This window comes from Shimia isoporae, from assembly GCF_004346865.1.
In the GTDB taxonomy this organism is placed as follows: Bacteria; Pseudomonadota; Alphaproteobacteria; order Rhodobacterales; family Rhodobacteraceae; genus Shimia; species Shimia isoporae.
Genome location: NZ_SMGR01000002.1, coordinates 393,508 through 408,982, shown reverse-complemented (window position 1 = coordinate 408,982; position 15,475 = coordinate 393,508). Strand labels below are relative to the sequence as shown.

Here is a 15,475-nt window from a genome sequence, read left to right as displayed (position 1 = left end):
GACCCCTCGCGAAATGTCACGATGCGGGGTCGGAAACCTTATGCATTTCAAGCAATTCGGACAGCGTGTCACGTGCATCCTGACTGCCGTTCAGCAGGTCACGGTTGCGCGCGAGAATTCCGATCGGGGAGTCCGCAATTTCGGCGGAGACCTCAGGTGCCGCCACCAAGGCTTCGATGCGCTGGTAAACTTCAACTTCCAGGGCACTCAGACCACTCAAATCACCGCCCAACCAAGCTTCGAAAGCGGCACGTTCTGTTTCGCCCATCGCTTGCAGGATTTCAGCTGCGGCTTCGTGGTCACCGGACATGGACCGTGCCTTGGCACGCAGTTCATCAGCTTCGGGACCTTCAACGCTCATGAGTTCCGCTTCCGCGCGGCGGGGCAGGTCCTCGGCAAGCGCGACCCGTGCCTTCAGGATGTGTAGTTCCGGCGTCACGTGGTCGATGTTGATTGCCTGCACAATTCGTTTTGTCTGATCCAGAAAACCGAGGTCGTACATTTTCTGCGCAAGATCAAAAGCCGTATCGGAATCAATGGCTTCCGGTTCCGTCAAACCTTCGGAAATCGCAAAACTCAAAACGTCGAAGTCGGTGGCCTTTTTCATCAGGGATTGCGTGACTTCGCTGCGTGGCGCAACGGCGGCTTCGGCACCGTCAACCTTGGCGATTTCCGAAACAACGTTGAATGCGGTTGTGAAATCGCGATCCAGCATGCGCGCACGCGCGTGCGCCCTACGCAGATCCGGTCCCATATAACCGGCCTTGTGTTCGACAGCCAACGCGCTCACCAAAGCGACAGTTTCGGTTGGCACAGCGCGGTCTTGGGACACGTGCTTCGCAATCAGCTCCACCAAGGCCGTCGGGGCCATTGTCGAGTTTGCGGCAGCGACTTTTTCAAGCTTTTTGATAGCAGCGTCGTCGTCGCCCATCTCGGCATGCAACGCAGCCTGCGCCAGCTCGAACTCCGGGCCTTGCGCGGGATTCACGCGTTGGATCGCGTTCAACACCAAAGACGCGGCTTCCACATGGCCAAGTTCGACAAAGCGATTGCTTAGGTAAGGTGCCAGGTGTTCGCGCAGTGTCAGCGGCAAGCCGGCAAGTGTTTCCAGTGCGCTGTCGACAGAGGTTTTGCCGGCCAGTTGCTGGCCCGACAAAGCGGCCCAAAAGGCAACATCAGAGGCACAATGGCCCTGATCCTGAAAGGGGTTCACTCCTGCGATCGTGCCGGTTTCGACCAGCTGGGCCATTGCCGACAGGACAGGGTCCATTTTGTTGTCAGGGATATTACGCAGGATCTGTTCGGCTTCGGTGCCAAATGTGTGAGCGATATAGAATTTGGCCAGTTCTTTCATCGAATCCGATGTGGTCAGGTCAAATTCGCCGACAAGCTCTGAACGAAGGCGTCCGAGTTCAACCGAGAAAGGTTTCTCGCCGGCCCAGCTCTCAAGATCCAGCCGGTCATCTGCGATACATTCAGACGCGCCGCGACGGCCAGCCAGAACAGCCGCAATCTCTTCGGCAGCGACATCCACGGCATTGTAGGTGGTGACATTCAAGGGCTCGTTCGGGGTCGGGACGGGTTCTTCCCTGGCGGAGGCTACATTCCACTCCGACCGGTTATTGTCCGGTTTCGCGGCCATGGTTGGTTTTGGCTCTGCAGCCTCAGGTGAAGACGCATCCAACAAGTTTTGTTCTGTGGCGCGGTTGATCTGCTCGATCACCTGTTGCGCCACACGGCTCACCTTTTCCTGATTGCGCACATAAACGTCAAATTCCTGAGTCGGATCAGGAATGGTTGTTGTGATCGTCTCTTCGGTTTCCGGCGCAATAGAAGGCACGGGTACCGGAAGAGGTGCAGGTTGTGCCCATGAATAGGCAAACGGTTCGCCCATGTCGATGTCACGCAGATGCAGGGCAAAGTTGCGCGGAATCGTCGAATCCTGAGCGGTTTCTTTGGCGCGGATATCAAAAATCACGTGCCGGTCGTTGAACCACGACCCTTTGACTTCGCAGTCACAAGCGAGGTGCAGTTTGACTTCGCCTGCTTCGGGATCGGTCACCACATTTTGCAAACGCGTACGGGGAATGCGGGTGAAAATCGTGTCAGTGACAAAGTCGATGTCGCTGCCGTCGACCTTGATCGTATAGGTGCGTCCGTTCCCGGACAGGCGCCATTGTGTGTCCGCCGAAGGTAAGGTTGCAACCAGTCGGGTGAAATCGCTGTGTTCGCCGGATTGAAACGACACGGTGTCCGCCGAAGCGGACGCCGCGAGTGCCATAAACGAGACAGCCAGAAAATGACGGGTCATGCGGCCTCCTTCTTCAAGGCTTTGATGGCCTCTTCAAGCTCGCTGAAACGGGGCCGGTGGTGGGCCGGTGTGTTCTGGCGCCCGACTTCTATGCAGATGTTGGGCGAGTGTTGATGAAGATTGGCGACCAGAACTTCGCGGATCAGACGATAGAAATGCGCATCTTCTTCGATGGTCACCTTGATCTTGGCCGCGAATGGGCCAACCAGACCGTAAGCCAGCAGAACCCCTAGGAAAGTCCCCACAAGCGCACTGCCGATCATCTTACCCAAAATTTCGGGGGGCTGGTCGATAGAGCCCATCGTTTTGATCACGCCCAGAACCGCAGCCACAATACCGAGTGCCGGAAGACCGTCTGCCATTGTCTGAAGGGCGTGGGCGGAATGTTCCATTTCCTGGATGTGGGCCTCGATCCGCTTCTCCAGAACCTCTTCGACCTGGTGCGGGTCGTCATAGTTCATGGAGGCAGAGCGCATGGTGTCCGCGATGAGGGCAATAGCCTCTTTGTCCGCCAGAATTTTCGGGTACCGAGTGAAGATCGTCGATTCGTCCGGTGCTTCGATATGTTCTTCGATTGCGACCGGGTTTTTCCGTGCGAGCTTGATCAACTCGAACATCAGGCACATCAGGTCCTGATAGTCCGATTCTTTCCAGTGCGGACCTTTGAAGATGCGCCCCAAGTCCTTGATCGTGTGCTTGACGCCAGCAATCTCGTTGGACAGCAGGAAGGCACCTACGCCAGCCCCGCCGATGATCATCATCTCAAAAGGCAATGCCTTGAGAACGATCTTCAGATCCCCGCCCGATAGCAGGTAGCCGCCAATGATCATGGCGAACACAGTGATAATGCCTACGATTCCCAGCACCTGCTCGGTCTCCTGTCCGTTTCTTGTCCTTCTCAAACCACACAGTGGTTAAGAATTATTCATTCTGTGGGGACGTTTGCGTTACGACCTGCCAAAACAACGCTGATCGAGTAGGCCGCGTGCGGGCTAAGCCCGGCCATAACTCCTGCTGCGCTGTCTGGGTTCATGCGCGCGATAAAGCCCGCAGCGAATTCCGGGTCCATTTCTTCGAACAACGCTGCCACGTTCTTGGGCTTCATTGTTTCGTAGACACGGGTCAAACGGCTCACATCATCGTCTGCAGCGGTTTCCGCCATAGCGATCACACTGCGCAACTTGCCTTCTGCCTCTTCCAGAGCCGCAAGTTTGCGGCTGACTTCGGCATCGGCAACAGACAGCGCCTGCATCCGGTTGCGAATTTCTTCTTCTTTCTTGGCGATACGCTTTTCACGCTCGTCAAACGCTGCCATCAGGGCGCGCATGTCCTCGGGCTGTTCGCAGGTTTGCGGTGCAGACATAGCCGCCATCGGTGAGTCCAGAGGACCTTCCTCACGGGCAATCGCTTCGCTGGCACCGATTCCGACACGCAACACGGCAGATGCCACCAAGAAGGTGGAAATCAGAAACAGGCTTCCGCGCGGCGGACGTGCGTTCCTCGTTGCCTTTTTGCGGGCGGCCTTCGGGGCCTTTGCCTGCTTTTCTTTGACAGCGTCTTTCTTGGACATGTGCTGTCTCCTTTGTTCCGTCACGCGGGATTAACCAGCGCGTCTGAATGAAATCTCGGGCGCGTCTTCAGTCGTTACGTCTTCGACCTTTGCGGCCTTTCTGTTGCGACGTTTCTTTTTGTTGCGCTTCTGTTTCTGTTTTTTCTCTTCGGCCACATCGCCCTGGACATCCTCTTCAGGCTTGCTGGATGCAAAAGCACCGCCCTCTTCGAATGAGTCTGACGGGGTGCCGATTTCTTCGTCAGAGTGGCGGACGAATCGCGTTGTGCTTTGCGCCTCCTTGAAGGCCTTGAGGTCTTCGGGATCAGGCAGGTCGTGCATGGATGCCAGCAAAAGCTCCATCCGCTTTGACGCGGTCTCGGCGCGTTTTGTCAGGTCTTCCAGTTTTTTGGTCGACGTGCCGGCCGTAGCTTGCGCGGCTTTCAAGGAGCGGGTCAGCTCGTCCACCTGGGTGGACAGAACCGCCACGGCGCCACCGACGCCAGCTTCGAGGTCGTTGAACTTTGCAAGTCTTCTGGCCAGCACATAACAGTAGACGCTCGCGCCAAGCGCGCCGGCTACCAACAGGATATCTGCGATCATTGTCATCTGGGTTTCTCCCGATCAGCTCAGCACGAATTCCATGACCAAAAGATCGAGCACCCGCTCTGATCCGGTCACAATTTGTACCCGGCGCAACATTTGCGCCCGCAATTGAACAAGCGCGTCCGGCGATTCGATGTCTTCGGCACTGAGGGCACGCAAGTAGCCGTTCAGCACATCAACAATTCGCGGTTTCACACGTTCAACTTCTTCGAGATGCTCTTTGGGCACCTCAAGCTGCGCCGCAAAGCGGAGCAGGCTCGCTGGCCCGTCCGAGGTCAGCGATACAATAAAAGGACTCAGTGCGACGTACCCGACGTCAGGCAGTGCATCTGGAGCATTTTCTGATTCTGCAGTGGCTTCGGCTGCCGCCGGCTCGCTGCCGAACAGCATACCGGAATAGACGGCATAGAATCCGCCACCGCCCCCGATAAGGGCCAGCGCCAATCCAATGATCAGCGGGAGTTTCGACGCCTTTTTGGGCGTCTCTTCTGTCTCGACGTTTGTGTCGGTCATAGCAGGAATCCAAATTCTTCGTTCCAGCATGTCTAACCACACAGTCACTAACCGATTGTTAAGTCAGATGCGGGAAAAGCCTCTTTGCCGGCCGGATAGAAAGTCCGGCTTTTCGGAGGTTGAACGTGAAACAGATACTCAGCACCTGGTCGGGTTTCGACATGCGCCGCAAGATCATCATTGTTGGTGCGACTGTGGCCGTCTTTGCGGCCGTACTAATGCTCGCGAAAATCGCGACGCAGCCAAGAATGTCTCTTCTTTACAGTGGCTTGGAAAGCGGTGCCGCTGGTGATGTTGTGCGCTCTCTGGAGCAACGCGGCATCTCTTACGAAGTGCGTGGCGGTTCAATTTACGTGTCCGGGACACAACGTGACGAGCTGCGAATGACGCTTGCAAGCGAGGGTTTGCCGGCCAACACGACTCAGGGGTACGAGCTGCTCGATTCTCTTTCGGGATTCGGCACAACCTCGCAAATGTTTGATGCCGCCTATTGGCGCGCCAAGGAAGGCGAACTGGCGCGCACCATTGTTGGCAGCCCGCTGATCAGCCACGCGCGTGTACATATTGCCAATGCCGGGTCCAACCCGTTCCAACGCACGATCAAATCTACAGCCAGCGTAACCGTCACCCCGACCTCCGGCACACTTCCGCAAAAGCACGCTCAAGCGCTGCGATTCCTTGTTGCTTCGGCAGTTGCCGGCCTTTCGCCGGAAGATGTGTCCATCATTGACGGCAACGGAGGCCTGATTGGTGCGACCGAAGAACGCAAGGACAAGGCCGGCGAAGATCGCGCCGAGTTGATGCGCGCATCTGTTCAGCGCCTTCTCGAAGCCCGTGTCGGCACTGGCAACGCTGTTGTCGAAGTGACCATTGATACGGTCACCGAAACCGAATCCATAGTCGAGCGTACGTTTGATCCGAACAGCCGTGTAGCGATCTCGACCGAAACAGAAGAGCGCAGCACCGATTCCCAGAACTCGGAAGGTCAGGTGACTGTGGCCTCAAACCTGCCGGACGGCGACGCGAACGAAACATCCGGTTCAAGCAATCAGAACCGTGAAACCCGCGAGCGTGTGAATTATGAGGTTTCCGAAACCCAGCGTGAGATTCTGCGTGAACCTGGAAGCATCAAGCGGGTCAGCGTTGCTGTTTTGCTCAACGGCACCACCGGGCTTGACGAAAACGGCAATGAAATCATCGTGCCGCGTTCGGATGCCGAACTGGAAAACATGCGTGAACTGGTCGCGTCAGCCGTTGGTTTTGATCAACAGCGCGGTGACGTTATCACTCTGAAATCCATGAACTTCCTGCCAGCGACCCCGATGGGTACCGCCGCGGAAAGCTCTATGTTGGGTGACTTGAACCTGGATGTAATGTCGATTGTTCAGATGGTGATTCTCGCCATGGTCGCGCTGGGACTGGGCATGTTCGTCGTGCGTCCGCTACTCGCCTCTCAAGGTGGAGGGGCAGGTCCGGCTCTGGACGGCAGCGCAGCTCCTATGTTGCCGCCTCTGGACAATGATTCCGATTTTGGCCCGCTCCCGACATTCGGAGGCGATCTTGGTGGAGACATGGGCGGGGACTTCCCTGCACTTCCGAACCTCGGCGGCGAACTCGGAGGCGATATGGGTGGTCTGCCGGCCCCGATGGGTGGTGATGTCGGTGGCGACGGAGATGCAGTGGAACGCCTGCGGTCCCTGATCAGCGACCGTCAGGAAGAAACCGTCGAAATTCTGCGCAGTTGGCTTGAGGACGGGCGTCAGGAGAAATCCTCATGACAATTTCCCACCTGCTCGAAGATTTTGGCAACAGCGTAGAGGCCAGCAGCGCCGCCCAGACCGCAGAACCGGTCAGTGAAGAGGCGCTGCTAGACAGCTACGAAACCGGCTATAAGGCTGGTTGGGACGACGCAACCAAGGCCCGGGAAGATGGCCAAAAGGCCGTCAGTGATTCCCTTGCTGCCAATTTGCAGGATCTGTCCTTCACCTATCACGAAGCTCACGAGGCGGTGCTGGGCGATATCGCTCCGATGGTGGAAAAAGCCATCATGACGGTCCTGCCGGAAATCGCCCGCAAATCTGTAGGCGCCGTGGTTGTCGAAGAGCTTCGCCGCATCATCGACACCCATGGTGGCACCCAGGTGTGCCTGGTCACTTCTCAAGACGATCACGACACGGTTGCAGCCATGATCCCAGAGGATCTGCAGTTTCCAGTCGTGCTTAAATCCGACCCCACCCTGGCCTCTGGTCAGGCGCAATTTGAATTCGATTCGCGTGAGCGTGAGATTGACCTGTCGGAGGTGCTTGGCGCCGTCGAACAGGCCTTTGCAGCGTTCACGCATGAAACCCGCAAGGAGGCCCAGAATGGCTGACGTAATGAAACCCGAAGCAAACAACCCTTTCACTTCGGTACCGGTGGAAATCACCATCTCCGTGGGCAAAGCCCGCCCTGCGATTTCTGATCTTTTGAAGCTCGGAGAAAACTCCGTTCTGCAACTGGATCGTCGGGTGGATGATCCCGTCGAACTGTTCATCGGTGACAAGTTGATCGCGCGCGGTCAGCTGGAAGAGATCGAAGGCTCGCAAGAAGGCCAGATGGCCGTGCGCCTGACTGAACTCGCCGATATGCAGAACGGTCTCGAATGAGACGGGCGGCCTTACTGGCCGTCGCCTCCATTCTGTTCATCGGCTTTGCGGTCGATCCGGCGATGGCCCAGGACACCTCGCTTGCGTCAAGTCTTGAGGGCTCTCTGACTTCGCGCAGCATCCAGATCTTCCTGTTGCTCACGGTGCTGTCTCTCGCACCAGGCATCGCGATCATGGTGACCTGCTTCCCGTTCCTCATCACTGTGCTGTCTATTCTGAGGCAGGGTCTCGGTCTTCAGGCATCCCCACCGAACATGTTGCTGGTCTCGCTGGCGATGTTCCTCACCTTCTTTGTTATGGAACCGGTGTTTACTGCGGCATGGACAGAAGGCGTGACGCCCATGCTCGAAGAGCAGATCACGGCCGAACAGGCATTTGAACGCACGGTCGGTCCGTTCCGCATATTCATGTCCGAGCGCATGGATCCCGATACGTATCTGGCCTTGGCGGCGCTGCGTCCTGACGCAGCCGCAACCTTGCCCGGACCGGATGCTCCATTGTCCGTTCTGGTGCCGAGCTTCATGCTTTCGGAAATGGCGCGAGCGTTCCAAATCGGCTTCCTGATCTTCTTGCCGTTCCTGATCATCGATCTCGTGGTCGCAGCGGTGCTTATGTCGATGGGGATGATGATGGTGCCGCCAGCGATCGTGTCGCTTCCGTTCAAGCTCAGTTTCTTCGTGCTGGCTGACGGCTGGAGCCTTATCGCTAGCGCGCTTGTGCGAAGTTACTTTTAGCACTCGCCACACAACCTTCTCAAAAACGGCGGCCCTCACGGGTCGCCTTTTTTGTTGCCGTGCCCCCTAGGCGTCGGCGTTTCCGCTCATCGGCGGCCGCGCGACAGGAGGCTGCCTGCGATACCTTGAACGTCCCAGCCTGCCGAAGGTCCCTGAGCGTTCGTGCGGTCACCGACGGCCAGCCTGGTGGCCGGCCAACGCCTGTTAGGGCGGCAGGCTTGCGCATTGCCAAAGGGGCGCCACACTTTTTCCGATGGTCATCATCTGGTCACGACCAATCAGGGCACCAAGCCCAACGTTTCCAGCGGCACGAGGTTGCCAACGACATGTTCGCCGCGCAGGTCCCGTGGTTCCTGCCCAGCTTGAAGTCACAAAAAAGGGCGGCACCATCTCTGGCACCGCCCGTCTGACAACTCCCCAGACGCCAGACATCCCCGGCGCTTAACGCACCACAAACTCTGCGTGCAGCGCACCCGCTGCTTTGATTGATTTCAGGATGTCGATCATGTCATGCGGCGCGACGCCCAGAGCGTTCAGGCCGGCGATGACTTCCGACAGCGAGGTTCCCTCAGGCACTTCAGCCAATCCGGTACCTTCCCCCTTGTCGATTTCTGCATCTGTGCGCGGCACAACCACGGTCTGCCCGTTGGCAAAGGGGTTGGGTTGAACCACAACCGGCGTTTCCTGAATGCGCAGCGTCAAGTTGCCCTGCGATACCGCCACGCGGGAAATGCGCACATCCTCGCCCATTACGATGGTGCCAGAGCGTTGATCCACGACGACGCGTGCCTTGCGTTGAGGCGCGACAAGGATGTTCTCGATCTGCCCGAGCGCGTGTGCGGCGGTCGGCTGTCCTGTGCGCTGGATATCAACCTGAACCGTGCCGGCATCGGTCATCAACGCGACCTGACGGCCAAAGTTCCGGTTGATTGCATTTTCGATCCGGCCTGCCGTTGTGAAGTCAGGTTCTCGCAGAGCCAGACGCATGCTGGTAAGCGATGTGAAATCAAAGTCGATCTCGCGTTCAACACGCGCACCCGAAGGCACAACGCCAGCCGTTGGTACGCCCTGAACGACACCGCCGCCATCACCTTGAGCGGAAATACCGCCTGCGATGATCGTACCCTGTGCCACAGCGTAAATCTCACCGTCGGCCGCATTCAGAGGTGTCATGACAAGCGTACCGCCAAGCAGACTGTCTGCGTCGCCGATGGCAGAGACGGTCACGTCAATCTGCGATCCAGCACGGGAAAACGGAGGCAGGGTGGCGGTAACAAACACGGCGGCCACGTTCTTGGGCCGCAACTGTTCGCCGGTCACGTTGACGCCCAGACGTTCCAGAATGTTAGACATGATTTCTTCGGTAAACGGGGCGTTGCGCAGGCTGTCACCGGATCCGTTCAGACCCACAACAAGGCCGTAGCCGACAAGGTCGTTGCCGCGTACGCCGTCGAAATCAACCAGATCCTTGATGCGAATTTCATTCGCCATCGCCATAGCTGGCAGCAGGATCAGCACGCTCATTACTTGAGCGATTTTCAGGAGAAGTTTCATCTCATGTAATCCATTAGGGACATGCTGTTGAGCCGTGCAGTGATGGTGTAGACCATCTCGAGTTGGTACTGCGCAGCCTGGAATTGGCCGGCCACTTCCGTGGAGTCGACCGTGGTAATTTCATTCCGAGCCATCGTCAGGCTCGTGCGGGTTGCCGCATTCTGTGTCTCGGAAATTCCGATTTTCTGTTCCGCATAGCCAAGACTTGAACGGGTTTGTGTCAGAGCATCCTGAGATCCCAAAAGCCGTTTGCCAGCGGTATCCAGAAGCTCCAGTTTGTCGGCAGAATTCAGGCCAAGACCCGGATCATTGGCAATCGCGGCCAGTGCGGTGTCGCGCATCAGCGCACGTATCGCGTCATCATCAGCCTTGATATCCACGGTCGCGCTGGCGTCTTCGTTCAACTGGAACGGCGACAACGGGTCTGCAGAACCGAGATAGCCGACGGTTTCGAAACCGCCGCCGGGTGCCATGAACCAGTCATCCACTGCTGCGATTACGTCGTTGACCGTGGCCGCACCGGCGACAGCCGCGCTCAAGTGAGTCATCATCTCTTCCGCGCTGATCGTGGCGGGGCCGTCGTTGGCCGCACCGGCGAACATGGTCTTGTCGCCAGATCGTCCGTTCAGCGAGTGTACCAGCGTGGAGAAGTCATCCATAGCCGCCTTGCTTGCGGTCGTAGCAGAGTCGCCCACGCCGCTGCTTGCGGTAGAAATCAATGCTGCGCTGAGATCCTGGGTCAGCGACTGAACGCGATCCAGTGTCGTTTGCATGGTGCTGGTGAACAGCTTGGCATCCATCAGAGCATGGTCATAACTGTCCAACACGGTCAATTGACGGTTGATGTCATTGAGCGCCTTGAAATCGCCGCCCAACGAGGCGCCGACATCGGATTTCAAACCGGAGGCAAGCTCCTGACCCAGGCGGTCCATTTCGCCTTTGACCGAGGTCATCTGGGTTTGCATCATTACGTGGCGGGCGAGGTTGCCGAATCCGTTAATCGTCATGGCTTAGATCCCCAAAATCGTGTTCATCATGTCGTCTACGGCCTGAATGATCTTGGCGTTCGCCGAGTAGGCCTGTTCGATCAGCATCAGGTTCTGCATCTCCACATCCGTGTCGACGCCTTGTGCCAGCTCCATGCCGACAAAAGTGTCCCGCTGGGATGCTGCGTAGCTCAGTGCCGTTTCGCTGTTCACGCGACCGGTGGTGGTGGACGAGTGCAAAGCACCGAACATTTCAGACATTGTGGAGGCCTTGCTGCCAAGAGCGCCGCTGCCGGGAACGGTCGACGCCTGCACGGCATCAACCAGCGACGTCAGGATGCTGGCATTGCCTACGTCACCGGGGGCCGCGGCGTTCATGCCGTCCCGCAGACGCCAGACTTCGCCCGCGCCATCAGAAGTCACGAGGCTGTTGAGTTCCAGACGGCCGGCCAGGCCGACTTCGTCCAGAGGATCAAAGGCACCGCCGCCATCTGTGAACAAACCAGCATCACCCGGACCGAGAGTCGGATCAGCACCGCTGTTCTGGAAGCGGTCTACGAGGTCGCGTGCGAGCGCATCCAGTTCGGCCTGAGCAGACACCGCCTGTTCATCCCGGACTTCAAACTGCGCATAAAGTGTGCCGCCGGACAGAGACCCGGTAGAGTCTGTCACCAAAGGCTTGCCGTCGATCGACAGGCCCGACAACTGACCGTTGCCCTGAGTCATATGAGCAGTGATTGTCGGCGTCGGTGTGAATTCAAGCTCACGGGCAGAGCCGTCCAGAAGCGTCTGGCCTCCGCCGGAGAACAGCGCAACCGAGCCGTTTTCACGCTCCATGATGCGCACGGGCACCATTTCATTGATCTGGTCGATGGCTTGTTGGCGTTGGTCCATCAACGCGGCTGTGTCCTTGCCCTGCACCGTGGCTTGCGTGATCTTAAGGTTCAGTTCCTCGGTGGTCTTCAACAGGCCGTTCAGGCTATCGACCATCTGCCCGATGGTGGCGTCAGATTGCTGGCGCATGTCCTGCACACCGTTGGACGCCTTGTTGATCCCATCGACGAGAAGTTCCGCAGAATCCACCACGCTTTTGAGGCGAACGTCGCTTTCTGGCCCACCGGTCGCCGCCACCAATGCCGATTCAAAGTTGGAAAACTTGCCGGACAGGCTGGAAGCCTGATCCGGAGTGCCCATCAGGGTTTCCAGACGGGTATAGAACTCGCTGGTAACAGCTGCCGATCCGGTTTCCGCGTCAGATGCACGTCTTTCTGCAAGCAGGACGGGGTCTGAGTGTCGCGAAATGCCAGCGATGGATACACCACCAAGACTGTTTTGCGACACCGACACGTTGCGCACGGAATACCCGGGCGTCATCGCGTTCGCGATGTTGTTGGATGTGACTTGTGCGTTGCGTGACGCGGCCGAAAGGCCGGACATGGCGTTTGCCAGGGCTCCTGTAAGACTCACAGTAGGGTTCCTTTCTTAGTCGGCCGCGTCAGATGCCGTTATCAGCGTTTGATGTTGGTGGTTTCCTGCAACATCTCATCCACTGTCTGGATGATCTTGGCGCTGGAACTGTAGGCACGCTGGGTTTCGATCAGGTCGGTCAACTCCTCTGCCACGTCCACGGCGGAAGCCTCACGTGCGAAGGAAACGACTTCACCGGTTGGGCCGGTACCTGCATCCCAAAGATAGAACGAACCACTTTCATTGGTCGGCAGATAGGTGCCGTAATCAAGGGTCGCCATGCCGTTCGGGTTGGCCATATCGACCAGCGGAACCTGTGCGATGGTTTTGGTGATGCCGGTGGAGTAGTAGGCGTGAACCATGCCGTTCTCGTCAATCGAAACGGAGGTCATGGTGCCAACCGGAGACCCGTCCTTGTTGATTTGCAGAGGTGCAAAGTCATAACCCAGTTGGGTCATGCCGCCGTTGCCGCCGATGGTGCCGATGTCCAGTTCCAGAGGGCCGCCTGCAACATTCAGGATCGCGGTACCCGTGGTCGGATCATAGGCCGGGCTTGCGCCGATCGGTGTTACCGATGCAAGAGACCCACCGCCGGTGCGGCTGTCATCAAAGGTCATGGTGTATTCGCCAATTACGGCACCGCCAGATGCGGAATCGGTGATGACCATGGTCCATTCATTGGACGGAGGAGCACCGGCAGCCGGAATGGTCGGCGTGAAGGAGATATCGAGGGTCTCGGAGAAGCCGAGGTTACCGAAGTATTCCACGCTCATGGTGTGCGGCGTGCCCGCGGCACCTGCTTCCGTGTCAACGGCTGGCAGGTTGACGCCCAGCTGTAGGCTGGTGGTCGGTGACCCTTCCAAGGATGTGGTCGAGAGGCGGATCGGTTCCAGAGAGTCAGAAGACGTACGCGGGTAGTCCGGGATCGAGCCGTTGGCGTTTGCTGGCCAGCCCATCAGTGTCAGGCCCGTGTCGGATACCAGATAGCCGCGGGAGTCAGGCAGGAAGGAGCCTGTGGTGGTCAACATCATGGTCGGGTTTGTGACGTTCGCGTTGATCTCGGTTGCAGAGGCCACAGGAAGGAAGCCGCCGCCGCTGACTGCCAGGTCGGTCGGATTGGATGTCGATACCAGCGTGCCACCCTGTGTGATCAGACGGCTGGTTGTCGCTTTCACGCCGCCTGCGGAATAGCTGCCGCCACCGCCGCTTCCGGTCACCATCGAGTGGAAGTCGGTCGAAGCCCGGCGATAGCCATAGGTGCCGGAGTTCGCAATGTTGTCGGAAATTGCGCTGAGCTTCGTGGAGTTCGCGGCCAGACCCGCGACGCCCGCGTTCAGCGAGGAGGAAAGTGACATGGTACGCCTTTCTGCTGTATCGATTTGCTCTGGTGATAGGACGGACGCGATTAACAGGCGGCTAACGGATAAAATCTTAGCCGTTTAATCCGTTCACTCGCGCAACAGGATGATTTCGATCCGGTTGTTGCGCACATCCCTTGGTGCATTGGACATAAGCTCGCGGTCGGCATGCCCGACGACCCGTGCCAGACGGTGCGGAGCGACACCGAAATTCTCCAGCATCTCGCGGACGGTTGCGGCTCTTGCGGTCGACAGATCCCACACACGCGATTCGCGCAGAACCACCGGTTCGGTGCGCACATGGCCTTCGACGGCGACATTGTTGTTCACCATCTGAGCAGCCTTCGCGATGATTTCCACAAGGTCACCCATGATCGGCATCGGAGTGGCTTCGCCGTCAACAAAGAGCGGGTCGTCCTTGATGGCAAACAACTCGATGACAAGCCCCTCGTCGGTCAGGCGCGTGACAACATGTTTCTCGAGGTTGTCTTTCAGGAAGCTCTCGCCTCCGCCACCGACCAGATAATCCTGAACGTCGCTAAACTTGTCGCCCGAATTCATCGCGGATTCGTCGGATTCCTCGGTGCCCGGTTGTCCTGTCATGTTGGTCGGAAGACCACCGCGCCCCGAACGGGACAGAATCTGTTCTTCGGTCACGCTCTTGCCACCAAACATGTGGCTGCCACCACCGGCGATTCGGTTGAGCGGGATGGTCGGACTGAAGTATTCGGCGAGCCCCAGACGTTGTTCTTCGGACGTGGCATTGATCAGCCACATCAGCAAGAAAAACGCCATCATGGCTGTCACAAAGTCAGCATATGCGATCTTCCATGCGCCACCATGGTGGCCGCCACCGGCGACAACCTTCTTGCGTTTGATGATGATCGGCCTGTTCGACTGGTCTGCCATTTTGAGTCCTGACTGCTTGCGCGCAGCCAACCCATAGGCATCAGGCCTTACTTCAGGCTTAATGAAATCCAGAAAGTCGGAATGATCTTAACCATCTTTTTGAGCTTTGGTGGGCGCTCTGGCCAAATCGGCGCGCAAGCGTTCCATCAACTCAGGTCGCGGCAACCCTGCCGGAATAGGCGGCAATATCTCCACGTCGATCGTTCCTGAGAATTTGATCCACGTGCCGTGCGGCCAGCATTGCCCTGAATTCACCAGCACAGGTACTAGAGGCGCGTTCGCCAATTGATAAACCACGCCGACGCCGGATTGCAGTTTCTGTGCCTCCGCCAACCGTCGCGTGCCCGTAGGAAATATCAGCAGTTTTCGGCCGGATGAAACCACTTCGGCGCCCTTGCGAAATCCTTCGCGCATCGCGTCCCCGCCTCCGGACCTCGAAACCGGAATATGGCCGAACTTGCGAGTGAGAGGCCCAAATACGGGATAGGAAAATATGTCTTCCTTTGCATACATCACCGGACGGTCCAGCAGCATCTGGAAGTACAACGTCTCCCAGGTGCTTTCGTGTTGGGACGCAATCAACGCAGCCCCATCCGGCAGGTTCTCCAGTCCGGTGACGCGATAGCGGATTCCGCAAAAGATGGACAACAGCCCGCCTTGCAGCTTCAGGTACGCCATGCACACGCGCCGAACGATACTTTCAGGCAGGAAAATGAACGGGAACAACAGAAGAAACGGAAGAGCCAGAGCGCATGACAGCCCAAAAAACGCCATTGTGCGCAGGTAATCTGCAAGGCGTGGCGTCTGGGAGTGTGCTCGGACAAGATCGGTCATCTATGAAAT

14 protein-coding genes and 1 pseudogene are annotated in these 15,475 nt (G+C 57.7%); 4 read left to right on the top strand and 11 right to left on the bottom strand.

Going from position 1 to position 15,475, the window contains the following annotated elements:
- Positions 1–16: 16 nt before the first annotated feature.
- The 5 genes and pseudogenes from BXY66_RS13465 to BXY66_RS13445 all read right to left on the bottom strand — a co-directional run bounded on the left by BXY66_RS13465 (position 17) and on the right by BXY66_RS13445 (position 4,979).
- Positions 17–2,311, bottom strand: coding sequence for a hypothetical protein (locus BXY66_RS13465; RefSeq protein WP_132860798.1), 2,295 nt, complete (start codon positions 2,309–2,311; stop codon positions 17–19).
- Complete coding sequence (gene motA / locus BXY66_RS13460; RefSeq protein WP_132860796.1) at positions 2,308–3,177, bottom strand: flagellar motor stator protein MotA; 870 nt, start codon at positions 3,175–3,177, stop codon at positions 2,308–2,310. Before motA ends, BXY66_RS13465 begins: the two co-directional genes overlap by 4 nt.
- 59 nt (positions 3,178–3,236) lie before the next feature.
- A complete protein-coding gene (locus BXY66_RS13455) occupies positions 3,237–3,881 on the bottom strand; it encodes a MotE family protein (protein WP_243694382.1) in 645 nt (214 codons plus the stop codon).
- Between the two features lie 246 nt (positions 3,882–4,127).
- Positions 4,128–4,469: pseudogene (locus BXY66_RS13450) on the bottom strand (hypothetical protein); the annotation flags it as partial.
- A 15-nt stretch (positions 4,470–4,484) separates the two neighbouring features.
- On the bottom strand, positions 4,485–4,979 hold the full coding sequence (locus BXY66_RS13445) for a flagellar basal body-associated FliL family protein (RefSeq protein WP_132860795.1): 495 nt from the start codon (positions 4,977–4,979) through the stop codon (positions 4,485–4,487).
- 125 nt (positions 4,980–5,104) lie between these two features.
- Between BXY66_RS13445 and fliF the strand changes: the two genes are divergently transcribed.
- From fliF to fliP, 4 genes are read left to right on the top strand one after another with little or no spacing between them, the layout of a single operon-like run.
- On the top strand, positions 5,105–6,757 hold the full coding sequence (gene fliF, locus BXY66_RS13440; protein WP_132860793.1) for a flagellar basal-body MS-ring/collar protein FliF: 1,653 nt from the start codon (positions 5,105–5,107) through the stop codon (positions 6,755–6,757).
- A complete protein-coding gene (locus BXY66_RS13435) occupies positions 6,754–7,350 on the top strand; it encodes a FliH/SctL family protein (protein WP_132860792.1) in 597 nt (198 codons plus the stop codon). Before fliF ends, BXY66_RS13435 begins: the two co-directional genes overlap by 4 nt.
- Complete coding sequence (locus BXY66_RS13430) at positions 7,343–7,624, top strand: FliM/FliN family flagellar motor switch protein (RefSeq protein ID WP_132860791.1); 282 nt, start codon at positions 7,343–7,345, stop codon at positions 7,622–7,624. Before BXY66_RS13435 ends, BXY66_RS13430 begins: the two co-directional genes overlap by 8 nt.
- A complete protein-coding gene (gene fliP, locus BXY66_RS13425) occupies positions 7,621–8,358 on the top strand; it encodes a flagellar type III secretion system pore protein FliP (protein WP_132860790.1) in 738 nt (245 codons plus the stop codon). The genes BXY66_RS13430 and fliP overlap by 4 nt, the downstream gene beginning before the upstream one ends.
- Positions 8,359–8,799: 441 nt before the next feature.
- On the opposite strand, the gene BXY66_RS13420 is transcribed toward fliP, so the two are convergent.
- The 6 genes from BXY66_RS13420 to BXY66_RS13395 form a co-directional block, all read right to left on the bottom strand.
- Entirely contained in the window at positions 8,800–9,882 is a 1,083-nt protein-coding gene (locus BXY66_RS13420) for a flagellar basal body P-ring protein FlgI (RefSeq protein WP_425057074.1), read from the bottom strand.
- Between the two features lie 26 nt (positions 9,883–9,908).
- Positions 9,909–10,919 (bottom strand): flagellin, encoded by a 1,011-nt coding sequence (locus BXY66_RS13415; RefSeq protein ID WP_132860787.1) that lies wholly within the window; start codon positions 10,917–10,919, stop codon positions 9,909–9,911.
- Positions 10,920–10,922: 3 nt separating this feature from the next.
- Positions 10,923–12,365, bottom strand: coding sequence for a flagellar hook-associated protein FlgK (gene flgK / locus BXY66_RS13410; protein ID WP_132860785.1), 1,443 nt, complete (start codon positions 12,363–12,365; stop codon positions 10,923–10,925).
- A gap of 41 nt (positions 12,366–12,406) precedes the next feature.
- Positions 12,407–13,720 (bottom strand): flagellar hook protein FlgE, encoded by a 1,314-nt coding sequence (locus BXY66_RS13405; RefSeq protein WP_132860783.1) that lies wholly within the window; start codon positions 13,718–13,720, stop codon positions 12,407–12,409.
- Between the two features lie 93 nt (positions 13,721–13,813).
- A complete protein-coding gene (locus tag BXY66_RS13400; protein WP_132860781.1) occupies positions 13,814–14,632 on the bottom strand; it encodes an OmpA/MotB family protein in 819 nt (272 codons plus the stop codon).
- A gap of 87 nt (positions 14,633–14,719) precedes the next feature.
- Positions 14,720–15,466 (bottom strand): lysophospholipid acyltransferase family protein, encoded by a 747-nt coding sequence (locus BXY66_RS13395; protein ID WP_132860780.1) that lies wholly within the window; start codon positions 15,464–15,466, stop codon positions 14,720–14,722.
- Positions 15,467–15,475: the final 9 nt, after the last annotated feature.